The sequence below is a fragment of the Xanthomonas euroxanthea genome, from assembly GCF_903989455.1.
GTDB lineage: Bacteria > Pseudomonadota > Gammaproteobacteria > Xanthomonadales > Xanthomonadaceae > Xanthomonas > Xanthomonas euroxanthea.
The window spans coordinates 2,367,292-2,393,541 of the sequence record NZ_LR861803.1; the positions used below are offsets into that span (position 1 = coordinate 2,367,292).

The following is a 26,250-nucleotide window of genomic DNA, read 5'->3' on the forward strand; positions in this document are numbered from 1 at the left end:
GCTCGCGCAGTGACGGTCCGTATTGGCAGCGGATCAGCGTGAGCGTCAAGCATGCCGAGCTTACGTGACGGAAACACCATCCATCCGGGAGCTGTTGGTGGTATGGGGCTTACCCGTACCCTTGACTCCCGGATGGATGACTGAGCGGCCCGGACGAAACGTCTGAAGGCAGCGCGCTCGGCCATCGTGGCCCTGTTTGCACACGCTGGTCGTTTAAATCTTCCACAGTCGGCCTGGGCTGCGTTGGCCGCACTACCGCGATACTTCAATGATCGCTGGAACGCAATCCATCCACATCCAGGATCAGCGCCATGCGGCCATCGCCGATCAGGGTGGCGCCGGCATAGCCGGGCAGGCCGCGCAGGGCACGGGGCAGGGGCTTGATCACCACTTCCTCGCGGCCGCGGACCTGGTCCACCACCAGGCCGAAACGGGTTTCGCCGGCCTGCAGCAGCACCACGGTCAGCAGCGGCGGCTGTTCGGCAGGTACGCCCAACCAGCGGCGCAGGTCGATCAGCGGCAAGGTGTGCGAGCGGCGGTCCAGCACGGCGCGGCCGTCGAACCAGCCCAGCGAGGTCTGCGGGGCGTGCAGCACTTCGACCACGCGGGCCAGCGGCAATGCATAGACTGCTTCGCCGGCCTGCACCAGCAGGGTCGGCAGGATCGCCAGGGTCAGCGGCACGCGGATCATGAAACGGCTGCCGCGCCCCAGTTCGGACTGGATCTGGATCTGCCCGCTGAGTTCGCGGATGCGCGATTGCACCACGTCCATGCCCACGCCACGGCCGGAGATGTCGGTGACCTCGGCCTTGGTCGAGAAGCCCGGCATGAAGATCAGATGCAGGCACTCGTCGGTGCTCAGGCGGGCGGCGGCTTCGGCGTCGATCAGGCCTTTGTTGCGGGCGATCTCGCGCAGGCGCTCGGGGTCGATGCCGGCGCCGTCGTCCTGGATCTCGATGCTGACGTAGTCGCCCTCCTGCTGCGCGGACAGCCGCACATGGCCGCTGCGCGGCTTGCCTGTGGCTTCGCGCAGGGCCGGCGATTCGATGCCGTGGTCGATCGCATTGCGCACCAGGTGCACCAGCGGGTCGGCCAGGGCCTCGACCAGGTTGCGGTCCAGTTCCGTCTCGGCGCCGATCAGCTCCAGCTCCACTTCCTTGGACAGGGTGCGCGCGACATCGCGGGCCACCTTGGGAAAGCGCGAGAACACCTTGCTGACCGGTTGCATGCGGGTGCGCATCACCGCGGTCTGCAGGCGTGCGGTGGCGATGTCCAGCGTGCTGACCGCGCGGTCGAGTTCCTCGTCGCGCAGGCGGGTGCGCAGGGTCTTGAGGCGATTGCGCGACAGCACCAGTTCGCCGATCAGGTTGACGATGGCATCCAGGCGCTTGGTGTCCACGCGCACGGTCTGCTCGGCGTCGGCTCCCTTGGCCGCCGCCTTGGGCGCGGCCTTGGCGCCGGGCGCAGCGGCGCCATGTGCGTCGTCGGGTGCGGGCGCTGCGGCGGCGGCCTTGGGCGCGGCCTTGACCGCCGGCGGGCCGCTCTTGGCATCGAACTGCGCAATCAGCGAGGCCGGTGCATGCGGCACGGCTTCGCCCGAGCCCATTGCATCCAGCATGGCCTGCAGGTAATCCAGCGACTGCTGCGCGGCATCGAAGTGATGCGCCTGCAACACCGCCTGGCCGGAGCGCGCCATGCCCAGGGTTTCCTCGGCGGCGTGGCAGAGCTCGACCATCGGCTTGATCGCCAGAAAGCCGGCGCCGCCCTTGAGCGTGTGGAAGCCGCGGAACACCGCGTTCAGCTGGTCGGCTTCGTCAGGTGCCTGTTCCAGCGACACCAGCTGTTCGCCGAGGCGGTCCAGGATTTCCTGGGCCTCGACGATGAAATCGGCAGCAATATCGTCTGGAACAGCACTCATGGTTACAACCCCAATCCGGACAGCAGGTCATCGGCGTCGTCCTGCGACACCGCGTGACGGTCCAGGCCCTTGACTGCAGGACCGGCAAGACCGCCGTCGTCTTTCTTCGGCTCTGGATTCTTCGGCGGCAGGCCGAGCGCACCGAAGCCCTCGTGCACGCGCCGGACGATGCCGGCCACGCGACGGATGATCTGCCCGCTCAGGTCCTGGTAGCTCTGCGCCAGCGACAGCTCGGTCAGGTTGTGGCGCATCTTGTCCATCAGCGCGCCCTGGTCCTGATTGAGCCCACCGTCGCGTAGCTGGTTGGCCAGCTCACGGCATTCCTCGACCAGATCCAGCGTGCGATGGCTGGCCTTCTCGGTCATCTCCACCACGTGGTCCAGGCGCGAACACGCATCGTCCAGCTCGCCGGCTTCCTCGGGCACGGTGGGCAACTCGCCCAGCGCCTGGCCGAGTTCGCGCGCAAGCCGGCTCAGGCCCTGCATCATCGGGCGCGTGCGCAGGGCGGCGAGGTGGTCGACCTCGCGCTTCCACGCAGCTTCGTCACCGCTTTCCAGTGCATCGAGCGCGCCCTGCAGGCGGTCGATCAACGCGGCGCGTTCGGCATTGGTGTCCACGGTGGCGTTCATCAGGCGGTCGCCGCCAGACGTTCGAACACCTTGCCCAGCTTCTCTTCCAGCGTCTGCGCGGTGAACGGCTTGATGATGTAGCCGTTCACGCCGCACTGGGCCGCTTCGATGATCTGCTCGCGCTTGGCTTCGGCGGTCACCATCATCACCGGCAGGTGCTTGAGCTTGGCGTCGGCGCGGATGTTGCGCAGCAGGTCGATGCCGGTCATGCCGGGCATGTTCCAGTCGGTGACCACGAAATCGAACGGGCCAGCCCGCAACGCCGCCAATGCGCTGTTGCCGTCTTCGGCCTCTGCGGTATTGGTGAAGCCAAGATCGCCCAACAGATTCTTGACGATGCGCCGCATCGTCGAGAAGTCGTCCACGATCAAAATCCGCATGTTCTTGTTCACATCAAGCTCCTAACACTAAAAAATACGCGAAAAAATCATTCGTCAATTTCGACACCGGCATCGGCCAGTTCGAAGACCTTGAGGCGGCCGCGCAGACGCACCACCGCCTGGCCATGGATCTGGCACACGCGCGATTCGCTGACACCGAGCACGGCGCCGATTTCTTTCAGGTTCAATTCCTGTTCGTAGTACAGCGACAGCACCAGCTGCTCGCGCTCGGGCAACTGGCCGATGGCCTTGCCCAGCTCGCGGCCGAACTCGCCGCGCTCCATCATCTGCTGCGGATTGGGGCCACCCTTGGCGGTGGTGTCCAGCTCGCCGTGATCCTCGATCCGCGACTCCAGGCTCAGCACCTGGCCGCGGGCGGCATCTTCCATCAGACGCAGGTAGTCCGGCAGCGGCATCTCCATCGCGGCGGCCACTTCGGTGGCGGCGGCTGCGCGGCCGGTGTGCTGCTCAATCTTGCGCACGGCCGCGGCGGCATCGCGTGCGCGTCGGTGCACCGAGCGCGGCACCCAGTCGCCACGGCGGATCTCGTCGATCATCGAGCCGCGGATGCGGATCGAGGCATAGGTCTCGAACGAGGCGCCCTGCTCGGAATCGTAACTGCGCGAGGCTTCGATCAGGCCGATCATGCCGGCCTGGATCAGGTCGTCCACTTCCACGCTCGCCGGCAGGCGCGCGGCCAGATGGTGGGCGATGCGGCGCACCAGGTCGGCGTGCTGGGTGACGATGTCATTGGCGTTGTTGCGCTGCACGGCACGGTACTGCGCGGTGGCCGTGGTTGCGGTAGCGGTGCTCATGCGGCCACTCCCCGTTGGATGATGCGTTCGACGAAGAATTCGACGTTGCCGCGGGACACGGTCGGGGCCTGCCAGCGCGAGGTACGGCGAGCGATTTCTGCAATGGCCTGCGCCGACGGACTGGCGGGGTAGGCCTTGATGACCGGTTGCTGGCGCTGTACCGACAGGCGCAACCAGTCGTCCTGCGGCACGTGGCCGAGGTAGTTCAGCGACACGTCGCCGAGGAATTTTTCGCAGACCCGCGACAGCTTGTCGTACAGCAGGCGGCCTTCGTTGGGGTCGCGCACCATGTTGGCGATGATCTGCAGGCGGTCCACGCCGCGTTCGCGCGAGAGCACCTTGATCAGCGCGTAGGCGTCGGTGATCGAGGCCGGCTCGTCGCAGACCACCACCACGGTGTCCTGGGCGGCCTGGCAGAAGGTCAGCACGCTGTCGGTGATGCCGGCGGCGGTGTCGATGACCATCACGTCCAGGTCGCGTTCCAGTTCGGAGAACACGTTGACCAGGCCGATGTGCTGGGCCGGGGCCAGTTCGGCCATGTGGCGGCGACCGGAGGCGGCCGGGACCACCAGCACGCCGCCGGGACCTTCGATGATCACCTCGTCCAGCGTGCAGCGGCCGGCGATCAGGTCGGCCAGGGTGTACTTGGGCGACAGGCCCAGCACCACGTCCAGGTTGGCCAGGCCCAGGTCGGCGTCCAGCAGCAGGGTGCGCTTGCCCATGTCGGCCAGCGCCACGGCCAGGTTGGCGGAGATGTTGGTTTTGCCCACGCCGCCCTTGCCACCGGTCACGGCAATGGTGCGCACCGGGCCCAAAGGCTCGGGACGGGTCGCCGACAGGGGGAAGGCGTTGGTCAGCTTGGCGTATTCACGCGACTGCATGGTTGTGCTCCGGAGTACAGGGCTTATCGGCAGCGCGCCGCAAATCTTCAAGGCGAAGAACGAGACTGGCGGCATTGGCGCGGTGCAGGTCGTCGGGGACCCGCTGTCCGTCAGTCACCCAGGTGATGGGCATTTGGTGATCGACGACGACCGACAGCGCACTACCGAAGCGGCCGGTCTCGTCAAGTTTGGTCAGCACCACGCCCTGGGGCTTGGCGTGGGCGAAGCGGCGCACGACCTCGTCGAGGTCGGAAAAGTGCGCGTTGGCAGGCAGCACCAGCAGCGAGGTGACCTGGTGCGCGGCGCGCAGCCAGTTCAGCTGGGCGGCCAGGGCGCGGTCGCGCTGGCCCATGCCGGCGGTGTCGATCAGCACCAGCTTGTAGTCGCGCAGGCGCTCGAGCAGTTCCAGCAGGCTCTCGGCGCTGTCGGCCTCGTGCACGGCGATGCCGAGCTGACGGCCGTAGCTGTGCAGCTGCTCGCGGCCGCCGACGCGCTGGGTGTCGGTGGTGACCAGGGCCACGTCGCGCGGGGCGTGCTGGGCGGCGAAGCGCTGCGCCAGCTTGGCGATGGTGGTGGTCTTGCCGGCACCGGTCGGGCCGACCAGGGCGATCACGCCGCCGCGTTCCAGCGGGTCGACCGGGGCCACCGGCAGGCGCTTGGACAGCAGGCCCAGCATCAGCCCGCGGCCGCGGTGCAATTCGGTATCGGCCGGGATCTGCAGCGCCACATCGCGGATCAGGCCGGCGTCGAAGCCATAGTCGTCCATCAGCTCCAGGGCCTGCGCACGCACCGGTGAGCCGCGCAGGCGCTCGTCGGTGAGGCGGTTCATCTCGCGCTCGATCATCTGCCGCATCAGCGCCAGCTCGCCGCGCAACTGCTTGAGTTCTTCGTCGTTCTGCGGCGCCGGGACGGCGGCGGCCGGCACCGCGGCCAGCGCCGGCGGGGCGGCCACCAGCGGCGGCAACGCGGCCGGCGGCAGGATCTGCGGCAGCGCGTCCAGGTCGAAGTCGGCGTCGTCGGCCAGCGCGTCTTCGTCCTGGTCGTAGCCGGCCTGCACAGGGGCGGCGGCGGCGGCCATGATCGGCGTCGGCGCCTGCACCGGGGCGGCCTGCACGGCGGCGCGCTGCACCGGGGCGGTGGTCAGGAAGTCGGCGAACAGTTGTTCCGGCACCGCCGACAACGCGTGTTCCTGGCGCGGTGCGGCGGACACCGCAACGGCGCGGGCCAGGGCCTGGGCGGCGGGCGAGGGGACGGCGGCGGTACGGACCGGTGCGGCGACCGGGGCCTGACGCGGCACGTTGACCGGCTGGCGCAGCGCCATCGCGGCGATCATGTCTTCGGCAGCGCTGGCAATGCGCTGGCGCTGGCTCGTACCGGTATCGGCGGCCGGCGTGAGCGGTGCGTGGACCGGCGCGGCCGCGGCTTGCGGGGCCGGGGCCTGCTGGGCAGGTGCCGACGGGATCGGCGCGGCGGCAACCGCCGGCGTCTCGGAGCGCGCGGTTTCCAGGGCGCGCTGTACGAGTTCTTCGTCGTAGTTGCTGGCAGCGACGATCTCGATGCCTTCGGCGGTACGGCGATTGGACAGGATCACTGCGTCCGGGCCGTGTTCTTCACGCACCATGCGGAATGCGGTGCGCATGTCCGGGGCAACGAAGCGTTTGATTTTCATGCCAAGTGCCTCCAGGAACGGGACCCGCCGGACGCCGGACGGGTGCGCGATGAATGTGGGTGCGTTGCCAGCGTCATGAGGTGCCTGTCCCGTTCGGTTGTTCCAAGTGCTGCTCTCGCCCCGCAGCGGTGACGCTGGCTGCGGTCTCGTCAGAGCTAATGCACGCGGCGTGCCAAAACGTGGTGCCAGGGTTCCGGCGCGTGACCCTGGCCGGTCGGGGGTAGAGCGGCGGCTGTGCGTCTGGTCCGGATTGGGAGGTTCAAGTCAATGGATTGATTGACTTTTCTCCGGGCCGGCACAGTGTTGGCATTGCCCGTGCGGGCGGATGCGCTGGCGGTGCGGGCGCCGGGACTGCAGTGCCCGGAACGCCTCGAAACGGCCGGCAGCGTGCAATCGATTGGATGACCGGACCGGTGGCGGCTTTCCGACGCCGGGTGTGGCGGTCGGTCTGAACGCGGTGCCGGTCGGCGCGGCGGAGGCACAACGGCCTGACGATTTCGTAGGAGCGCACCCGGGCGCGACGCGGCTGTCCCGGTAACGCCGGTCGCGCCCAGGTGCGCTCCTACAGGGTGTTCTGGTTTGCGGCGTGCCGTCGGATACCCGGCACGTCGTAGGAGCGCACCCGGGCGCGACGGGGCTGTCCTGGGAAAGCCTGTCGCGCCCAGGTGCGCTCCTACAGGGGTGTTCTGGTTTGCGGCGTGCCGTCGGCTACCCGGCGCATCGTAGGAGCGCACCCGGGCGCGATGGGGCTGTCCCGGTAAGGCCCGTCGCGCCCAGGTGCGCTCCTACAGGGGTGTTCTGGTTTGCGGCATGCCGTCGGATACCCCGGCGCGTCGTAGGAGCGCACCTGGGCGCGATGGGGCTGTCCTGGGAAAGCCCCTCGCGCCCAGGTTTGCTCCTACAGGGGTGTTCTGGTTTGCGGCGTGCCGTCGGATACCCGGCACGTCGTAGGAGCGCACCCGGGCGCGACGGGGCTGTCCTGGGAAAGCCTGTCGCGCCCGGGTGCGCTCCTACGCCTTAGCTGATTGTGCCGACCAGCTTCAGGCGCTTGTCTTCGGGCACTTCGCTATAGGCCAGCACCGACAGGGACGGGACGCTGTGGCGGACCAGGCGGGCCAGCGCGGCGCGGACCTGGCCGGGGACCAGCACCACCGCCGGTTCGTTGCGGGCTTCCTGCTTGCCGACGCAGTCGGCCAGGCTCTGGTGCAGGCGCTCGGCCAGGCCGGGTTCCAGCGCCACGCCGTTGCCGTGGGTGGATTCCTGCAGCACGCGCTCCAGCTGCGGGGCCAGCGTGTAGACCGGCAGCTCGGCCGACATGCCGGCGATCTCCTGCACGATGAAGCGGCCCAGCGAGGTGCGCACCGCGGCGGTGAGCGTGGTGGGGTCCTGGCTGTGCGGGGCGTGCTCGACCAGCGCTTCGACGATCTTGCGCAGCTGGCGCACCGGGATGCGCTCGATCAGCAGGTTCTGCAGCACGCGCACCACCACCGACAGCGGCAGCGCCTTCGGCGTGAGGTCCTCGACCATCTTCGGCGCGGTCTTGGCCAGGGTCGCCAGCAACTGCTGCACTTCCTCGTGGCCGAGCAGTTCCGGGGCGTGTTCGCGGATCAGGTGCGACAGATGGGTGGCGACCACGGTGGCCGGGTCGACCACGGTGTAGCCCATCGATTCGGCATAGGCGCGTTGATGCGGCTGGATCCAGGTGGCATCCAGGCCGAACGCCGGGTCCTTGCCGGGAATGCCGTCGAGCTGGCCGAGCGCACCGCCCGGGTCCAGCGCCAGTTCGCGGTCGGGATAGATTTCCGCGGTGGCCACCGGCACGCCGTGCACCAGCAGCCGATACGCGTTGGCCGACAGCTCCAGGTTGTCGCGGATATGCACCGGCGGCACCAGGAAGCCGATGTCCTGGGTGAGCTTGCGGCGCACGCCCTTGATGCGCGCCATCAGTTCGCCGCCCTGGTTCTTGTCCACCAGCGGAATCAGCCGGTAGCCCACTTCCAGGCCCAGCGGGTCGATCGGGCGCAGCTCGTCCCAGCTCAGCTCGGAGCTGGCCTGGGCGGCGGTGGCCGCCGCGGCGGCCTTGGGGTCGGTGGCCGGGTCGCCGGTCGGCGGGATCACCAGGCTGCGCTTGTACATTTTCCAGGCGATCACGCCCAGGATCAGGCCCAGCGTCAAAAACGCGACGTTGGGCATGCCGGGCACCAGGCCGACCAGGCCCAGGATGGCCGCGGCCACCGCGAGGGCGCGGTGCTGGCCGAACACCTGGCTGATCATGGCGCCGCGCATGTCCTGCGCGCGCGAGGCGCGGGTCACCAGCAGGGCCACCGAGGACGACACCAGCAGGGCCGGCAGCTGTGCCACCAGGCCGTCGCCGATCGACAGCAGGGTGTAGGTGGAGGCGGCATCCACAAAGCTCATGCCGTGCTGGAACATGCCCACCGCCATGCCGCCGACCAGGTTGATGAACAGGATCAGGATGGCGGCGATGGCGTCGCCGCGGATGAACTTGTTGGCACCGTCCATCGCACCGTAGAAGTCGGCTTCCTCGCGGACTTCCTCGCGGCGGGCCTTGGCTTCCTCGCGCGTCAGCAAACCGGCGTTGAGGTCGGCGTCGATGGCCATCTGCTTGCCGGGCATGGCGTCCAGGATGAAGCGGGCGGTCACTTCCGACACGCGCCCGGCACCCTTGGTGATGACCACGAAGTTGATGATGGTCAGGATCGCGAACACCACGATGCCCACGGCGTAGTTGCCGCCGATGACGAACTGGCCGAACGCCTCGATCACCTTGCCGGCCGCGGCATGGCCGTCCTGGCCGTTGATCAGGATCACGCGGCTGGAGGCCACATTCAGCGCCAACCGCAGCATCGTGGTCATCAACAGCACGATCGGGAAAATGGTGAATTCCAGCGGGCGCTGCACGTACACCACCGCCAGCAGCACCATCAGCGAGATGGCGATGTTGAAGGTGAACAGGGCATCCAGCACCGGTGCGGCCAGCGGCACCATCAGCATGGCCAGCATGGCCATCAGGGCCAGTGGCGCGCCCAGGCCGTTGCGCAGCAACTCCATGATGCGCCGGGCATTCATCGGGGCGGGTTGGGCGCTCATGCGCTGGCTCCCTTGCCGAACTCATCCACGTCCAGCGACGGCAATTCCGGCATCGGGCCGCCGTTCCAGCCACGCAGCTGGTAGACGTAGGACAGCACCTGGGCCACGACCGAATAGAGTCTCACGGGAATTTCCTTGCCAATTTGCGCTTCTCTATACAAGGCGCGTGCCAAAGGCGGGGCGGTGACGATCGCCACCCGGTGCTGTTCGCAGGCTTCGCGGATGCGGAAGGCCATTTCGTCCACGCCCTTGGCCACCACGATCGGGGCGCGCATCTTGCCGCCTTCGTACTTGAGCGCCACCGCATAGTGGGTCGGATTCATCAGCACCACGTCGGCCTTGGGCACCGCTTCCATCATCTGGCGCTGCGACATCTGCATCTGCATCTGGCGGATGCGGCCCTTGACCTCCGGGCTGCCCTCGCTTTCCTTCATCTCGCGCTTGATCTCTTCGCGGGTCATCTTGAGCTTCCGCAGCCAGTTCCACTTCTGGTACGGGGCGTCGATGGCGGCCAGCAGCACCAGCGCGCCTGCGGTGTAGAACAGCAGGCTCTTGGTGAAGTCCAGGCCGTTGCCCACGGCCTGTTCCAGCGGCTGGTTCACCAGCGAGCGCAGGCCGTGCAGGCCCTTGGAGATGCACAGGCTGGCGGCCAGGCCGACGAACAGCAGCCGCAGCACCGACTTGACCAGCTCGGCCAGGCTGTTGCTGCCCCACATGCGCTTGATCCCGTTGGCCGGGTTGAGCTTGGTGAGGTCGGGCATGATCGCCTTGCCGGAAAACCGCAGCCCGCTCATCAGCAGCGGGCCGGCCAGGCCGGCGGCCAGGCAGATGCCGATCAGCGGCAGCATCACCCACAGCAGTTGCAGCAGCAGGTCGCCGAAATGGCCGAACAGCGCCATCGGGTTTTCACGCATCTTCGGGTCCGGGCTGAGCGCGGTCTTCATCCACACGCTGGCGCCATCGCCGATGCCGCGGGCCAGGGCCATCAGCGCGAACACGCCGGCGCCGAACACCGCAGCGGTGGACAACTCGCGCGATTGCGGGATGTTGCCCTGCTCGCGGGCTTCGCGCACGCGTTTTTCGGTGGGAAGCTCTGTGCGTTCGCCGCCGTCTTCGGACTCGGACATGGAGATGCCGGTGGGGGATCAGCCTGGTCTCATGCAAGCTGCGTTCCACTTGGGGCCGGGAATCGGGAATCGGGATTGGGGAATCGGAGAGCGGTGATCGCGTGGAGCCGCTGGCGGGGTGTTGTGGCTGGTGGTGAGCAAGCGCACGCCGGGCTCTGTGGATGGCGCTGCCATCGCGATAGATCGCCCCGCCTGCGCGCCTGCGACGGCTGTTGCAGTTAGAAGGCGCGCAGGTCGCCGCGTGCGCGGGGGAGGGCCGCAGGCAGGAATGGGGGCGGCGGACCAAGTGCAGGCTGGTGCTTGGCTTGGTTGGCGGGTCAGAGATTGATGGCAGATGCCGGGGCAGCGATCGTTTTGACGCCTTTCGCTTAACCGGTCGGGCGAGTTGCGCCGTCGCGTTGGGCGACCACCACCGCGATGAAGTGCTCGGCGTCCATCGGCCGGCCCAGCAGATAGCCCTGCAGCTGGTCGCAGCCCAGCCGTTCCAGGGTGTTGCGCTGGGCGGCGGTCTCCACGCCCTCGGCCACCACCTGCAGGCGCATGGTGTGGGCCAGCGCCACCACCGCGGCGACGATGGCGATGTCTTCCGGGCCGTTGTCCAGGGCCTGCACGAAGCTGCGGTCGATCTTGAGTTCGTGCGCGGGCAGCTTGCGCAGGTACATCAGGTTGGAATAGCCGGTGCCGAAGTCGTCGATGGCGATGCGCACGCCCAGCGTGTTGAGCTGGCCGAGCGTGCGCAGGCAGGCTTCGGCATCGCGCATGGCCATGCTCTCGGTGATTTCCAGGGTGAGCTGGGCCGGTGGGATCGCGTAGTCGGCCAGGGTGGTGGCCACCTCGTCCAGCAGGCTGGGCGAGGCCAGTTGCGTGGCCGACAGGTTGACCGCCACACGCCAGTGCCCATGTCCGGCCTCGCGCCAGTCACGCATCTGCCGGCAGGCCTGCTGCAGGACCCAGCTGCCGAGCGGGCCGATCATGCCGCTGCGCTCGGCCAGCGGGATGAAGCTGTCCGGCGGCACCAGGCCGCGCTCGGGGTGCTGCCAGCGGATCAGCGCCTCGGCACCGATCGGGCGGCCGTCGTCGGCGCAGTACTTGGGCTGGTAATGCAGGACGAACTGGCCCAGTTCCAGCGCACGCGGCAGATCCTGCAGCAGCTGCAGGCGTTCGCGGGTGGTGCCGGTCATCGAGCGCTCGAAAAAGCTGTAACGGTTGCGCCCGGCCTGCTTGGCGTGACGCATCGCTGCATCGGCATGGGTCATCAACTGATGCTCGCTGCCGGCATCCTCCGGATACAGCGCAATGCCGACGCTGCTGCTGAGGCGCAATTCCTGGTTGGCGACCAGGAACGGCACCGCCAGTGCCTGCAGCAGATGCGCGGCGATCGCGGCGGCATCCTCGGGGTCGGCGATGGCCGATACCAGAACGAACTCGTCGGCACCCAGCCGCGCCAGGCTGCCGTGGGCGCGCCGGTGTGCACGCATGCGCTCGGCCACCGCCACCAGCAACTGGTCGCCGAACGGGTAGCCGTAGCCATCGTTGATCGCCTTGAATCCATCCAGGTTGATCAGCATCACCGCAAAGCGTTGCCCGTCGCGCTGGGCGCGGTCGATGCCCTGCAGCACGTGCTCGTGCAGCAGCACGCGGTTGGGCAGGCGGGTGAGCGGGTCGTACAGGGCCGCCTGCACCAGCTCGGCATTGGCCTGCGCCAACGACGCGGAGAGCACGTCGGTGCGTTGCTGGAACCGCCGCGACAGTACCGAGATCACCAACGCCAGCGCCAGCAGCGCCAGCGTGACCAGCACCACCACGGCCGCCAGCCAGGGCAGCGGCAGGTGCGCACCGGCCGCCGCACCGCAGAGGCTGCCGGGCGCGAAGCGCGCGGCCGCCATGCCGGTGTAATGCATGCCCACGATCGCCACGCCCATGATCATCGCCGCGATCAGCCGCAGGCTGTAGCGGCGGCCGCCGTGGCGCAGCCGGAAGGCGATCCACAACGCCGCTGCCGAGGCGCCGATGGCGATGAGGATGGACAGCCCGAACAGCAGCGGGTCGTAGCTGATGGCCGGGGACATGCGCAGCGCGCCCATGCCGATGTAGTGCATCAACGCAATGCCCAGCCCCATCAGCACCGCACCCAGGCCCAGCCGCGGCCACGGCAGGTTCGCACGCGAGGTCAACCACAGCGCCAGGGCCGCGGCCAGAATCGCCGCCAGCATCGACCAGGTGGTCAGCGCCAGGTCGTAGCCCAGCGGAATCGGCAGGCGAAACGCCAGCATGCCGACGAAGTGCATCGACCAGATGCCGATGCCCATCGCCACCGCGCCGCCCATCAGCCAGGCCACGGCATCGCTGCCACGACTGGCCGTCACACGTGCGGCCAGATGCAGCGCGGTATAGGAGGCCAGCACGGCCACCACCAGCGACAGCATCACCATGCCAGGGTTGTAGGTTCCGACCACCCATCCACTTCCAGCGCCGAAGGACGCGCTTGCTCAAGCACGTAGCGACCCCGGGCGCCAGTTCTTGAGCGCCTGCGGGCAGCCAGCGGCGATCCAAGGCGCATGCGCTGATCGGCCTGGCGCGGGCGGCAGGCGATGCGGTGATGTGGCGCGTCAGCCATGCAGTTTCTGCACAAGGCGACGATGCTGCCGCACCTGTGATCGGCAGGCGGGTCGGCGTCACTGCACGCGTGGGTGCCGTGTATCGGAAGCAGGATCCGTACGTGGGTATCGAACCGACCTACGCCCGAGCGGCGGCGCGCATGCTCATGCCACCGACGATTCGGGCTCCTCCGGTTCGATGCGATTGCGGCCATGCCGCTTGGCGCGGTACAGCGCTTCGTCGGCACGCGCCAGCAGCGTGGCGGCGTTGTCGCCGCTCCGGAACCAGGCCACGCCCACCGAACAGGTCACCTGCAGCGGCCGGGTGGTGCCGACCTCGTACGGTGCCAGGCTGAGCTTTTCGTGGATGGCGCGCAGCCGGTGCTGGCTGTGCCGCGACATGCCCGGCAGCAACAACAGCAGTTCCTCGCCGCCATAACGGCCCACCTTGTCCGAGTCACGCAGGCAGCTAGTCAGGCGCGCACCCACCTTGGCCAGCACCGCATCACCGACCAGGTGCCCGTGCTGGTCGTTGACCAGCTTGAAGTGGTCCAGATCGATCAGCACCACCGCCAGCGGATGGCCGCCGTGCGCGCAGGCCTGCAGTTCTTCGGCCATGGCGTCGAGCACGCCGGAGCGGTTGAGCAGGCCGGTCAGGGCATCGTGGCTGGCCTTCAGGGCCAGCGCTGCGCGCGCGCTTTCCAGGTCGCGTTTTTCGTGTTCCAGCTGGTAGGTGCGCTCGGCCACCAGTTCGGCGAGCATGCGCTCGCGTGCAACCAGATGGCGATGCCGCCAGCGCCACAGGCCGGCCAGCAGTGCGCTGCCGATCAGCACATACAACGCGATCGCCGGCGGGCTGCGCCACCACAGCGGCGCCACCGCAAACGCCAGCTCGGCGATCGGCGAGGCCGTGCGGCGGTAGCGGTCCAGGACCTGCACTTGCAGGCGGAAATGCCCGGAGGGCAGCGGCGGTTGGTCGATCGACAGGTCCTCGCTCTGGATCCATGCGTCGTGCAGGCCGCGCAGGCGGTAACGCACCGTCAGGCGGCTCGGGTCGTCGTACACCTCCATCGTGGACAGCTCGATATGCAGCGGCTTGTCGCTCCAGCCCAGCAACTGGCCTTGCTGCACCGGTACGCCGCCGCGGCTGACGCTGTCGATGCGCACGCTGGGCTGGCGCGCATCGAACAGCTGCGCCGGATCCAGCAGATGACTCACGCCGCGCGAGGTGCCGATCCAGACCGATCCATCCGGATCCTCGGCGAAGGCCGCTTCGGAGATGTCGTCCCACAGCAGGCCCTGCGACTGCGACAGATGCGCCCAACGCTCCCCGTCGTAGACCTCCACCCCGCGTGCGTGTCCTACCCAGACCCGGCCGATGCTGTCGCCACGCATCAGGTAGACGCCGACCTCGCGCAGCGCTTCGTCGCTGATCGCCTGCAGGTCCAGCCGGTCGCCCAGCAGCATGCCGTGCCAGAGACCGGGCCGATAGAACGCCAGCCACACCTCGCCGCCATCGCTGATGTGGAACTTGCTGATCCACGGGTCGGACGTGCCGCCGTTGACCAGCACCTCGACCCTGGACCAGCGCGCGCCCTGCAGGCGGAACAGGCCGTTGGCGGTGGATACCCACAGCGTGCCGTTGGCGGTCTGCTGGATGTCGGTATAGGCGATCGCGGGCATGTCGGCGACCGCTTCCATCGTGCCGCCTTCCAGCGGGCGCCGGATCACGAACAGCCCGCCCGCGCTGAGCATCCACATCCGCCCCTGCCGGTCGATCAGCAGGCGGCGCGCGGTACGCGGCAGCTTGGCGACCTGGGCACTGCGGCCATCCGGCCAGGTGCGGCGCAAAAAGCCGGCCGAATTGAGCGTCCACAGGCTGCCGTCGGCACTGCGTTGCATGCCAATGATCTGGATCCCGGAGGCAGGCAAGGCCGGAACGAACCGCCCGCCCGGATCGGCCTGGCGGCCGGCACCGTGTTCGTTGCCGACCAGCAGCGCCCCCTGCGCGTCGCGGGCGATCGACCAGGTGGGGGCGGCCGGCATGCCTTGCGAGGCGTCCCAGTTCTCGATCCATTCGTAGCCGGCCCAGCGCACCAGGCCTTCGCCATCGACGGTCATCCAGACATCGCCATCGCGGTCCACCAGGATCGCGTCGCTACTGCCGGGCGGCAGCCCGTTGCCGGCACCGAAGCTGCGCCAGCGGCCGTTTTCCCAGCGCGCCAGACCGTCGTTGCGGCGGACCAGCACGCGCCCTTCGCGGTCCAGCACCAACGGCGCCTGTCGCCCGATGGTGCTGCCATCGAGCAATGGCAGCGGCCGCACACTGAATCTGCTTGCGCCCGGCGCGCGATACAGCAGGGTGCCGGTGCCACGCACCCACAGTGCGCCGTCATGGTCGCGCAATACGCTGTACCAGCGATCTTCCGGCACGCCCTGGTCCGGCCCGTAGACCTGCACCTTGCGCTGCGCATCGATGGCGCACAGCCGCCTGGCGCAGCCGGCCCACAAGGTGTCGCCTTCCACCGACAGGCTTAGCACCTTGGCCAGTTCGGGCACGCGTACCCGGGTGGCGGTGTCCAGCAACGGTTCGCTATGCCAGCGGCCATTGCCGCGTGCGCTCAACCGCTCCAGCGTGCCGCCATTGGCCAGCACCGTGCCCCAGGAGGGACTGGCCAGCAGCATGTCTTCCTGCAGATGTTCGGCCTCATCGGGGGCCAGCTTGCGGAAGCCGTGCTCGTCGCCGACAAACAGCGCCTGGAAGCCGGCCACCCACAGCCGCCCGTCGGCGGCTTCGCTCATCGAGGCAATCGGTTCGTTGCGCAGGCCATCCAGCTCGACCTGCTGGAAGCTGCGCCCGTTGTAGCGATACAGGCCGCTTTCGGTGCACACCCACAACAGCGTGGTGCGGGTCTGCAGCAGGCAGGTGCCGGCAAGCCCGAGCAGGCCCTGGTCGTGGGCATAGCGACGAATGCTCGCGCTCTGCGCGGCAGCCAGATCGGCCAGCAACAGCAATCCCAGCAGCAGCACCGCCAGCAACGGTGCACACCGGTGTGACGACCTGCATTGGCGGTACTCAGACCCCACGGGCGTTGCACTCTCCCACGCGTCGGCCTGCGTGCTCCGCGCCCTTCGCGCGGGTGTCTCACGCTTGCCATGGGCGGCCCCCATCGTAGGCCGCAGTAAACCGACTAGCGGCTGTTCACGTGTGTTTCTTTAATGCGTGAGCAGGCATGGTGGCGTGATTGCGCAGCGGGCACCGCCATACCAGTGGCCTGTTTTCCCGAACCGCGCACTGTCGCTGCAGGCGCGATCACGCAGATTGCTTGATGCCGGTTGCGCAACGGCTGCGTGCTGCTTGCGCAACGGCTGCGTGCTGCCCGCGTCCAGGCCTCCATTCGGCAGAAGACATGGCGTTGTCGGCGATGCGTCGGTAAGGCGCGCTGCGTGCCCCGGCCGGTTTGCAGATCGCAGCATCGGCACTGCTTTTCAGCCGGCGAGGCAATGCAGGTTCAGCCGTTGGCCGCCGCGTGGTAGGCCACCTGGTCGTAATCGATGCGGTTGCGTCCACTGCGCTTGGCGCGATAGAGCGCGGCGTCGGCGCGCGCCAGCAGTTGTTCCAGGGTTTCGCCCGGCTGGAACCAGGCCACGCCCACCGAACAGGTCACCGGCAAGACGCCGCCATCGATGGGGTAGTGGCCGCAGATGCCGCGATGCAGCGCCTGCAGGCGATGGCTGGCCTCGGCACCGAGCCCCGGCAGCAGTGCCAGCAATTCCTCGCCGCCATAGCGGCCGATGCGGTCGTCGCCGCGCACCAGCGTATCCAGGCGCCGGCCGACCTCGGCCAGCACCGCATCCCCGGCCAGATGGCCATGCAGGTCGTTGACCAGCTTGAAGTGGTCCAGGTCGATCAGTGCCACCGCCAGCGGCTGCGCGCTGGTATCGGCATGGGCCAGCATGCCGCGCAGCGCGTGCAGGATGCCGGCGCGGTTGAGCAGCCCGGTCAATTCGTCGTGGGTGGCCTTGAGTGCGAGTTCGGCGCGCGCCGCTTCCAGCTCGCGCTTGTCCTGCTCCAGCTCGGCGGTGCGCTCGGCCACCAGCTGCTCCAGCTCGCGCTTGCGTCGCAGCAGCTTGCGCGTGCGCCAGCGCAGCAACGCAATCACCGCCGCAATGCCCAGCAGCACGTAGCCGGCCATTGCCGGGGCGCCGCGCCACCACGGTGGGCGCAGCACGAAAGGCAGCCGCGCCACCGGGCTGGCGCTGCGCTGGTAGGCGTCCAGCGCCTGTACTTCCAGCGTGTAGGCGCCGGGTGGCAACAGGGGATAGGTGAGGTGGCTGAGCGAGGTCGTGGTCCAGCGCGCCTGGTGGCCCTCCACCCGGTAGCGGAAGCCGATGCGGTCCGGGCCGCCTTCGGCGCCGGGTGCGCTGATGTCCACATCCAGCGGCACCTGCGACCAATCGACCTGTGTCCCTGCGGTGATCGCCTGGTTGCCACGCCGCACGCGCAGGATGTCCGCGCGCAATGGCGGTGCGGCGAACACGCGCAACGGATCGATCAGATGGGTGGCGCCGCGACTGCTGCCGAGCCAGATGCTGCCATCCACGTCCTCGAAGAATGCATTGGCCGACATGTCGTCCCACAGCAGGCCCTCGGTGCGCGTGGCCCGCGACCAGTGGCCGTTTTCCAGCATGTCCAGGCCCTGGCTGCTGCCCAGCCATAGCCGGCCCTTGCGGTCGTGGCGCAGGATGAACGGCATCACCCGCGCCACCAGCGGGTCGTCGACCGCGCGCAGCGCCAGCACGCCATCGGCCTGCAGGCGGCCATGCCACAGCCCGGTATCGCGCAGCGAGATCCACAGCTCGCCATCGGGGGCAAAATCGATCAGGAAGAAATCCTGGCTGGGCAGCGCGCCACGCACCTGCACGCGTTGCCAGGTGCCGTCCGCCCGCCGGTTGTACAGCCCCTCGCGGGTACTGGCCCAGAGCCGGCCCCGGGGATCGAGGTCGACATCGCCTATGAACGCGGCCGGCACGCCCGCATCGCGGGTGGCCTGATACGGCGCGCCCGGCGGCATGTGATACAGGCCGCGCGGCGTGGTGATCCACAAGGTGCCGGTGGCGTCGAACAGCAGCTTGTTGATCGGCAGGCCCAGCTGCAGCACGTCGACGGTCCTGCCGCTGTGCGGATCGCGCCGCGCCAGTGCGCCGGATGAGCGCGCCACCCAGGCCGCGCCGTCTGCCGGCGAGAGCGCCATGGAGATCGACTGCAGCAGCGGCTGCCCGTCGTCCAGCGTCCAGGGTTGCATGCGCCCGCTGCGCGGATCCAGCACGTTCGAGCCGGCGTCGCTGCCGACCAGCAGTTCCCCGCTGGGCAGGCGCTGGATCATCCAGGTCGGCGCTTCTGCCAGTCCCTGGTTTTCGTCCCAGTGCTCGATGTTGCCGTAGCCCAGCCAGCGCTGCACGCCCAGGCCACGGGTGCCGATCCATAGCTGGCCGGTGCTTTGCATCATCAGCGGGCCGACCATCGGGCTGATCGGCAGCCCCTGGTCATGGCCGAAATAGCGCCAGTGATCACCTTCCCAGCGCACCAGGCCGCGATCGGAACGCGTCAGCAGGCGGCCCTGTGCGTCTTCGGACAGGGTGGTGGCCGCCGAGAGCGTGTCGAAGCTGGTGCCTGCCGGCGCCGCATGACTGCGGAATACGCGCTCGCCCGGCGCGCGCGCCAGCACCAGCCCACCGCCACGCAGCCACACGGTGCCCTGGTGGTCGCGGAAGATCGCCCGCCACTGCCGCTCCGGCACACCGTCGGCTTGCCCGAGCAGCTCGCTGCGCCCGTTCGCGTCGATCCGGCAGACGTGCTGTCCGCAGCTGGTCCATAGCGCCGTGCCATCGGCCAGCAGTGCCTTGCCGGCGGGCAGGGAGGTGCCATCGGCCAGCTGCAACGGCAGCGGGCGCACCGACCAGCCGCCCGCGTGCTCCGGCGACAGGCGCAGCAAGGCGTTCTCGCTGACCACCACCATGCCGTCGGCGTAGGCGGCCAGCACGTTGCCGCTGTCGGCGCGGATCGGTTTGCCGTCATGCAGGAGTTGCACGAATGCGCCGCCGTCGCGGACGAACACGCCGTTGGCACTGGCCACCCAGAGCCGTCCTGCCGCATCCAGCGCCAATGCGCGGATGTAGCGTGCATCCAGGCCGCTTTCCTGGCCGACCGGTATGAAGCTCTCGCGCTCGAAGCGGTGCAGGGCCAGCTCGGTGCCCACCCAGACCACGCCCTGGCGGTCTTCGAGCAGGCTGTTGGCGGTCATGCCCTGCAGGCCATCGGCCTGGGCGTAGTCGCGGAAGCTGTAGGTCTGTGCCTGGGCGTGCCCGCACACCACGATCCCCAGCATCCAGACGCAGGCCCGGGCCCACCAGTGGCCGCCTCGTGACGCAATCGGAGCGAACAGCGCAGACACGTTGGGCATCGGTTCCCGCGGGCGTTGGCGTGGGTGAGTGATGGCGACTGGCGGTGTCAATCGTCCTGTGGCGTTGACGGCTGGCCAGGGCGAAACTTGAGGCAGTTCACATTTACGGATGTGCCCGCTAGGCGGTCAATTCCCTGGCGGCGTCGAAGGCGGTATCGAACATGCGCTGCACGGGCGGGGCGAATTCGCTGGCGAAGCTGGACAGCAGGAACAGCCCCAGCAACACCGTCAACGGCAGGCCCAGCTGCATCGGGTTCAACGCCGGCGCGGCCTTGGCCAGCGCACCGAAGGCCAGGTTGACCGCCAGCATCGCCACCATCATCGGCAATGCCAGGGTGAGCCCGCCGCGCAGGATCTGCAGGAACAGGGTGGGCGCCACCTCGGCGAATGCGGCGGCGTCGGGGATGGCGGTGCCGATCGGCAGGGCCTTGTAGCTGTCCACCAGCAGCGCGATCACCGCAAGATGGCCGTTGGCCGCGAAGAACAGCAAGCCGAATCCCAGGTAGAACCACTGCGCGATCACCCCGGAGGTCACCCCGCGCAGCGGGTCGGACATCTGCGCGAACGACAGGCCGGTGGACTGCGACACCAGCTCGCCGGCCATCGCGCCGGCCTCGAAGATCAGCTTGAGCATGAAGCCCATGCTGGCGCCCACCGCCAGCTCACGGGCGACGCTGAGCACCGCCTGCGCGGTGAATCCGTCCCAGTCCGGCACCGGCGGCAGCAGCGGCGCCAGCACCATCGACAAGGTGCCGGCCAGCATCACCCGTACCCGTCCCGGTACCGCGCGCGTGCCGATCAACGGCATCGCGGTCAGCAACGCACCGGTGCGCAGCATCGTCCACATGATCGCCCCGACCATTGCGAACGCGCGCTGGCCGTCGATCACCATCTGGGTGGCAGCATCCATCCGCGCTGGTCCGCTAGCCGATCAGATGCGGAATGCGCTGGAACAGCGCAATGGTGAACTCCACCAGATGCCCCAGCAGCATGCTGCCGGTGGCGAACAAGGTGGCCGTCAGCGCGACCGCCTTGGCCACGAAGGCGATGGTCGGCTCGTTCAACTGGGTGGCGGCCTGCACCACACCGATCACGACACCAACGACCAGCACCGCCAGCAACATCGGTCCGGCAATCCACAGGACGGTGACCAGGCCACCACGCAATTCGGTCAGGGCGATTTCAGGGCTCATGGGTGTGGTGATGCAAGTGGGGTGCCAAAGGATGGGATTGGGGATTGGGGATTGGGGAATCGGGAGGCGGGAATCGGGAATCGGGAATCGGGAGTGTGAATAGGGGGCGGAGATTTGAGCTGTGCGACGGGTATGGGCTGACGAAGGTGCGGTCTGCAGAAGCTCGCCCCTCTCCAGCGGGAGAGGGGTTGGAGTGAGGGTGCGAGGCGAAGCCACGCGTGTTGGGTGGTTCGGCTGGGGCATTGCTCAGCTGTGCGCTTCGGCCGCTGTTGGCTGCACTGGCTATCGCGGTCGTTGTTTGCTCTGCGGTAGCGTCGGCGTTTGCTGCTCGGCCTCGGGACTGCACAGCGACGCCGGCAAACCGGGTAGACACGCCGGCGGGGCGGCGCGCATGCAGACCGCGCGGCTACGACGCGTTGAAGCTCGCGGCCAATGTGCCCACCACCAGCACCCAACCGTCCACCAGGATGAACAGCAGGATCTTGAACGGTGCCGAGATCAGCATCGGTGACAGCATCATCATGCCCATCGACATCAGTACGCTGGCGACCACCAGATCGATGATCACGAACGGAATGAAGATCAGAAAGCCGATCTCGAACGCGGTCTTCAGCTCGCTGGTCACGAACGAGGCCACCAGCACCGGGAACGGCACCGCGTCCGGGCCGGCGTACTTGCCGTCGCCGGCCATGCCGGCGAAGGTCATCAGGTCGGTCTCGCGGATCTGCGCCAGCATGAAGGCGCGCAGCGGCTGGGTGGTCAGCGTCCAGGCAGTCTGGAAATCGATCTGGTTGTTGAGGTACGGCGACAGCCCGGCGCCCCACATCTTCTGCCACACCGGCATCATCACCAGCGCGGTCAGAAACATCGACAGCCCCAGCAGCACCTGATTGGACGGGGTCTGGCCGGTGCCCAGTGCCTGGCGCAGCAGGCCCAGCACGATGGTGATGCGGGTGAAGGCGGTCAGCACCAGCAGCATCGACGGCAGCAGGGTGATTGCCGTCATCAGCAGCAGGGTCTGCAGCGGCAGGCTCACCGGCTGGTCGCCGATGCGGCCGACGCTGACATTGGGCAACGACGGCAGCTGATTGGCACCGGCGGGCGCGGCCGCCGGCGCTGCGGCGGGAGCGGCGGCCTGGGCCATGGCCGGCAATGCGGCAGGCGTGGCCGCGGCCAGCAGCGGGCAGCTCATCACCAGCAGGATCAGCACCAGGCGGAGGCTGCGCCCCCAGCGATTCCAACGACTCAACATGTCACGGGTCCTTGCGCAGCTTCTGTGCCAGCAGCTGGGCGAAATTGGGAAGTTGCTTGAAGTTGGGCAGGGTGGGGGCGGGCGCGGGCGGCAGCGGTTCGGACAGGGTGTGCAAGGTGTTGATGCCGCCGGCGGTGACGCCCAGCAGCAATTGCTGGCCGTTGACCTCCACCACCACCACGCGTTCCTTGGCACCCACCGCCAGGCTGGTCACCAATCGCAGGCCCTCGGTGTTGCGGAAACCGCTGCCGGGCATGCGCTTGAGCAACCAGCCCAGGCCGACGATCAGCGCGAGCACCAGCAGCAATGCAAAGACCGCGCCAAACAGGCTGGGCGAGGACGGCGCCTGCGCGCCGACCTGGGTGGCCTTGGCCGCGACCGGCGCGGCAGCGGCCAGCAGGCCGATCACCGCAGCCTCCGGATCCGTTCGCTGGGGCTGACCACGTCGGTCAGGCGGATGCCGAAGCGGTCGTTGATGACCACCACTTCGCCATGCGCGATCAGGGTGCCGTTGACGTACACGTCCAGCGGTTCGCCGGCGCCGCGCTCCAGCTCCACCACCGAACCCTGGTTGAGCTGCAGCAGGTTGCGGATCGGGATGCGCGCGCGGCCTACTTCCAGCGACAGCGTCACCGGCACGTCCAGGATGACGTCCAGGTTGAGGTCGGTGGCATTGTTGTCGTGCTCGGCCTGCAGGCTGTCGAAGGTGGCGGGCGCGGCGTCGAGGGTGTCGGAGTTGATCATTTGCTGGAATCCTGGGAGGGAACGGCGCGTGGGGCTTGCACGCCGGGCGGGCGTACGGCGGTGATCTTGACGGCGTTGTTGCCATTGGACACGCCGAATTCGCCGGTGAACAACGGGATGTCTTCCACGCACAGCGGCACCTGTGCGGGCAGGTCGATCGGCAGGATGTCGCCGACCTTCAGGCCGGTGAGCTGGCGCAGGCTCATGCGCTTGCTGGCCAGCACGCTGGACAGGGTCACCTCGGCGGTGTCCAGCTGCTCGCGCAGCATCACGTTCCAGGAGTCGTCGCGGTCGTTGCGGTCGCTCTGGATGCCGGCATCGAGCAGTTCGCGGATCGGCTCCAGCATCGAATACGGCAGGGTGATGTGGATCTCGCCGCCGCCGCCTTCCAGTTCGACATGGAAACGGCACACCACCACGTACTCGCGCGGGGTGACGATGTTGGCGAAATGCGGGTTGATCTCCGAGTTGATGTACTCGAAGTCCACTTCCATCACCGGCGCCCAGGCTTCCTTCAGGTCGGCGAAGGTCTGCTTGAGCATCAGCTGCACCACGCGCATCTCGGTGGCGGTAAATTCACGGCCTTCGATACGGGTGTGGTAACGGCCGTCGCCGCCGAAGAAGTTGTCCACCACGGTGAACACCAGCGTGGGTTCGAACACGATCAGGCCGGTGCCGCGCAGCGGCTTGAAGCGGATCAGGTTGAGGTTGGTGGGCACATACAGCGAGTGCATGTACTCGTTGAACTTGACCAGGTCGATGCCGCGCACCGACAGGTCGGCCGAGCGCCGGATCAGGTTGAACAGGCCGATGCGCCACAGCCGAGCGAAGCGCTCGTTGACCATCTCCAGGGTCGGCATGCGGCCACGGATGATGCGGTCCTGGCTGGACAGGTCGTACTGGCGCGCCTCGCCGGGCAGCGGCTCCGGCTCGGTGTTGACCGCACCCGAATCCACGCCATGCAGCAGGGCATCGATTTCGTCCTGGGAAAGCAGATCGCTGACGCTCATGGGGCAGGCCTTACTGGGTGACGAAACTGGTGAACAGCAGTTCTTCGACGCACTTCTTGCCGGTCTCGCCGGTCATGACCTTCTGCGCTTCGGCCAGGGCCGCCTTCTGCAGCTTCTGCTTGCCGACCAGGTCGGCCACATCGGCGGCCTTGACCTGCGACAGCAGCATCAGCAGATGCGCGCGGATGGCCGGGGCGTTTTCGGTGATCAGCTTGAGGTCTTCCGGATCGCGGGTGACCAGCTGCACTTCGACCTGCAGGTACTGCGGGCCGTCGCCGGGGTCGGCCAGGTTGACCACGATCGCCGGGTCCATCGGGAAGTACTGCGCCGGCTTGGGCACCTCGGCCACCTTGGGCGCGTCGTGCTTGCCGCCTTTCTCCTCGCCCTTGTGGCCGAAGAAGAACCAGGCGCCGCCGCCGGCCGCGGCCAGCACCACGACCCCGACGGCGATCAGCAGAAGTTTCTTGCCGCCCTTCTTCTTGTCGCCCTTGTCGTCTTTGTCTTCGGTCTTCTTGGGTTTTTCAGCGGCTGCCACAGTCTGCTCCAGGGGAATGCTCACCCAATGGATGCAATTGGCATGCCAATGAAGCGACGGTTTCCTGGCGCACCTGCAGGTTCAACGACAAAACCCCCGCAAGCCTTGCGCTGCGAGGGTGGGTGGGCGGTGCCGGCACGTGCCGACACGCGGTTTTCGGCCGCGCCGGGACGTTCCCGGCGCGCGGGCTCAGGCGTAGGCGTCCAGCAATCCACGCTGGCGCAGCACCACCGACGGAATTCCGACGGGCGGGCTGTCGTCCAGGCTGAGGCCGTTGCCGTCGCTGCCGCCACCGTTGCGGTTGCCGGACTGGCTCTGCTGTTGCTGGCCGACATCGGCCTGGCCGAGCTGGAAACCGTTCTGCCCGAGCATTTCGCGCAGGCGCGGCAGGCTCTGCTCCAGCGCCTGGCGCACGTCGGCATTGGCGGAGCTGAAGCTGGCATTGACCTTGTCGCCGTCCAGGTGCAGCCGCACCTCGACCGGACCCATCTCGTTCGGGGTCACCTTGATATGCGCATGGCCGATCTTCTGGTCGGCCAGCCAGCTCATGCGCGCGCCGATGGCGTCGTCGAAGCTGTCGCTGCCCATGTCCGGGGTCGGGGTGGGCGAGGCGCTGAACACCGGCGCCGGGTCCTGCAGGCGGCCGAGCGCGGTCGCGGTGGTGGTGGTTGGCAGCACGAACGCCGGGGCGTCCGGCGCTGCCGGGCCGGCGCTGTCGTCGGCGCCCGGCTCCAGGGCCTTTGACGCCATGCTCATCAGCGCAGCCGCCTGGGCGTCGCCGCTCAAGGCGGTGACGGACGTGGGCTTGGCCCCGGCGGCGGCAGCCGGTGCCAGCGCGCCCAACGCGGGCAGGGCGGTGCCGGCGGTCGAGGGTGCAGCGGGGGCGGCCGCGTCGGTCGGCAGCGCGGTTGCGGTCGGCGTGGTGCCGGCGGCAGCGGTCACGCCGGCCGCCAGTGCCGCGGCCGCGGCGGCGAGTACATCGCCACCGGGCAGCGCCTGCGTCAGCAGGCCCATGCCGAAACCGCCCAGGCCCGGCGGTGGCCAGCTGGGGTCGGTGGCGGTCGCCGCGTCGGCCGGCGCGTCTTCGTCGTTGGTTGTGGGCTTGCCGGTCTTGGCGGAGGCGGCGGCGCTGCTGCCATCGGCGGCAGCCGGTTCCTTGGCGCCGGCCTTGGCGGCCTTGGCATCGCCGTCCTGCGCGCGCGGGCGTGCGGTGGCATCGCCGGGCGCATCGTCGCCGTGGTCGTCGTCGCTGCGCTGCCTGTCGGGCTGGTTGGGCTTGGGCGCGGCCTGCTTGGCCGGCACGCGCTCGGGCGCCTGCGGCGGGGCCTGGTTCGGCGTGTTGGCCGGGTTGAGCATGCGCGCGAACTGGTCCTGGCCGGCGTCCGGCTCGGACGAGGGATCGCTGTAGCTGGATTTCTTACCGGTGCTAGCGAGGGCGCCGAGGCCGGCTGCAAAGGCGGACAAGGGGTTCATGCGGATTCTCCGTGGGTATCTTCGCTGCGGGCCAGGCGCGAACGACGCGCGCCGAGGTCGTCCATCTCACGCTGGTCGCGGCGTTCGATCACCTTGTTCTCCTGCGCGCGGTAGCTGGCGGCCAGCTGTTCCAGCACCTGCTTCTCGCGGCTGGCCAGCAGCAGCCGGGTGCGCTCGGCTTCCACCTTGTTGCGGTTGTTTTCCACCGTCTGTGCCTGCTGCAGCACCGCGCTGTCGAGCCGGTCCAGGAAGGCGCGGCGGTTGCTCAGTGCAGCGGCGCTGGTGCCGGCCATGTGGCTGTTGGCGTATTCCTCGGCGTAGCGGCGCAGCTCTTCCAGGCGCGACTGGTGGGTGTCCAGGGCGCGCTGACGCTCGGCCAGGTCGCGCGCGACCTTGTCTTCCTGTTCCTGGGCGCGGCGCAGCAGCGGGTCGATCCGTTTGGATTGCATCAT

20 protein-coding genes are annotated in these 26,250 nt (G+C 68.4%); all 20 read right to left on the bottom strand.

Features of this window, described 5'->3' with window-relative positions; all coding sequences use genetic code 11:
• Nucleotides 1–265: 265 nt before the first annotated feature.
• Complete coding sequence (locus tag H7A86_RS10040) at nt 266–1,918, bottom strand: chemotaxis protein CheA (protein ID WP_104585130.1); 1,653 nt, start codon at nt 1,916–1,918, stop codon at nt 266–268.
• A gap of 2 nt (nt 1,919–1,920) precedes the next feature.
• Nucleotides 1,921–2,547, bottom strand: a complete 627-nt coding sequence (locus tag H7A86_RS10045) for a protein phosphatase CheZ (RefSeq protein WP_104585132.1) — start codon at nt 2,545–2,547, stop codon at nt 1,921–1,923.
• Nucleotides 2,547–2,939 (bottom strand): chemotaxis response regulator CheY, encoded by a 393-nt coding sequence (gene cheY / locus H7A86_RS10050; protein WP_002813536.1) that lies wholly within the window; start codon nt 2,937–2,939, stop codon nt 2,547–2,549. Before cheY ends, H7A86_RS10045 begins: the two co-directional genes overlap by 1 nt.
• Nucleotides 2,940–2,974: 35 nt before the next feature.
• Nucleotides 2,975–3,742, bottom strand: a complete 768-nt coding sequence (locus H7A86_RS10055) for an RNA polymerase sigma factor FliA (RefSeq protein WP_047125417.1) — start codon at nt 3,740–3,742, stop codon at nt 2,975–2,977.
• Complete coding sequence (locus H7A86_RS10060; RefSeq protein ID WP_047125416.1) at nt 3,739–4,623, bottom strand: MinD/ParA family protein; 885 nt, start codon at nt 4,621–4,623, stop codon at nt 3,739–3,741. Before H7A86_RS10060 ends, H7A86_RS10055 begins: the two co-directional genes overlap by 4 nt.
• Complete coding sequence (flhF, locus tag H7A86_RS10065; RefSeq protein WP_119132020.1) at nt 4,610–6,292, bottom strand: flagellar biosynthesis GTPase FlhF; 1,683 nt, start codon at nt 6,290–6,292, stop codon at nt 4,610–4,612. Before flhF ends, H7A86_RS10060 begins: the two co-directional genes overlap by 14 nt.
• Nucleotides 6,293–7,309: 1,017 nt before the next feature.
• Entirely contained in the window at nt 7,310–9,382 is a 2,073-nt protein-coding gene (gene flhA, locus H7A86_RS10070; RefSeq protein ID WP_024937671.1) for a flagellar biosynthesis protein FlhA, read from the bottom strand.
• A gap of 17 nt (nt 9,383–9,399) precedes the next feature.
• Nucleotides 9,400–10,530, bottom strand: a complete 1,131-nt coding sequence (gene flhB, locus H7A86_RS10075; RefSeq protein ID WP_119132019.1) for a flagellar biosynthesis protein FlhB — start codon at nt 10,528–10,530, stop codon at nt 9,400–9,402.
• Nucleotides 10,531–10,898: 368 nt separating this feature from the next.
• Complete coding sequence (locus H7A86_RS10080) at nt 10,899–12,986, bottom strand: putative bifunctional diguanylate cyclase/phosphodiesterase (RefSeq protein WP_119132018.1); 2,088 nt, start codon at nt 12,984–12,986, stop codon at nt 10,899–10,901.
• Between the two features lie 306 nt (nt 12,987–13,292).
• Nucleotides 13,293–16,214 (bottom strand): ligand-binding sensor domain-containing diguanylate cyclase, encoded by a 2,922-nt coding sequence (locus tag H7A86_RS10085; RefSeq protein WP_180708104.1) that lies wholly within the window; start codon nt 16,212–16,214, stop codon nt 13,293–13,295.
• A gap of 425 nt (nt 16,215–16,639) precedes the next feature.
• A complete protein-coding gene (locus tag H7A86_RS10090) occupies nt 16,640–19,516 on the bottom strand; it encodes a diguanylate cyclase domain-containing protein (RefSeq protein WP_119132016.1) in 2,877 nt (958 codons plus the stop codon).
• Nucleotides 19,517–19,709: 193 nt separating this feature from the next.
• A complete protein-coding gene (gene fliR / locus H7A86_RS10095) occupies nt 19,710–20,501 on the bottom strand; it encodes a flagellar biosynthetic protein FliR (protein WP_053051291.1) in 792 nt (263 codons plus the stop codon).
• 13 nt (nt 20,502–20,514) lie between these two features.
• Nucleotides 20,515–20,784, bottom strand: a complete 270-nt coding sequence (locus H7A86_RS10100) for a flagellar biosynthetic protein FliQ (RefSeq protein ID WP_005917968.1) — start codon at nt 20,782–20,784, stop codon at nt 20,515–20,517.
• Nucleotides 20,785–21,190: 406 nt separating this feature from the next.
• Nucleotides 21,191–22,036, bottom strand: coding sequence for a flagellar type III secretion system pore protein FliP (fliP, locus tag H7A86_RS10105; RefSeq protein ID WP_039521458.1), 846 nt, complete (start codon nt 22,034–22,036; stop codon nt 21,191–21,193).
• A 1-nt stretch (nt 22,037) separates the two neighbouring features.
• Entirely contained in the window at nt 22,038–22,445 is a 408-nt protein-coding gene (gene fliO, locus H7A86_RS10110; RefSeq protein WP_104533353.1) for a flagellar biosynthetic protein FliO, read from the bottom strand.
• On the bottom strand, nt 22,442–22,780 hold the full coding sequence (fliN, locus tag H7A86_RS10115) for a flagellar motor switch protein FliN (protein ID WP_104648690.1): 339 nt from the start codon (nt 22,778–22,780) through the stop codon (nt 22,442–22,444). Before fliN ends, fliO begins: the two co-directional genes overlap by 4 nt.
• A complete protein-coding gene (gene fliM, locus H7A86_RS10120) occupies nt 22,777–23,790 on the bottom strand; it encodes a flagellar motor switch protein FliM (RefSeq protein WP_104582707.1) in 1,014 nt (337 codons plus the stop codon). Before fliM ends, fliN begins: the two co-directional genes overlap by 4 nt.
• A 10-nt stretch (nt 23,791–23,800) precedes the next feature.
• Nucleotides 23,801–24,349: a flagellar basal body-associated FliL family protein gene (locus H7A86_RS10125; RefSeq protein ID WP_180496968.1), complete on the bottom strand. Its 549-nt coding sequence runs from the start codon at nt 24,347–24,349 to the stop codon at nt 23,801–23,803.
• A 165-nt stretch (nt 24,350–24,514) separates the two neighbouring features.
• Nucleotides 24,515–25,798: a flagellar hook-length control protein FliK gene (locus tag H7A86_RS10130; RefSeq protein ID WP_119132015.1), complete on the bottom strand. Its 1,284-nt coding sequence runs from the start codon at nt 25,796–25,798 to the stop codon at nt 24,515–24,517.
• Entirely contained in the window at nt 25,795–26,250 is a 456-nt protein-coding gene (gene fliJ, locus H7A86_RS10135) for a flagellar export protein FliJ (RefSeq protein WP_104582704.1), read from the bottom strand. Before fliJ ends, H7A86_RS10130 begins: the two co-directional genes overlap by 4 nt.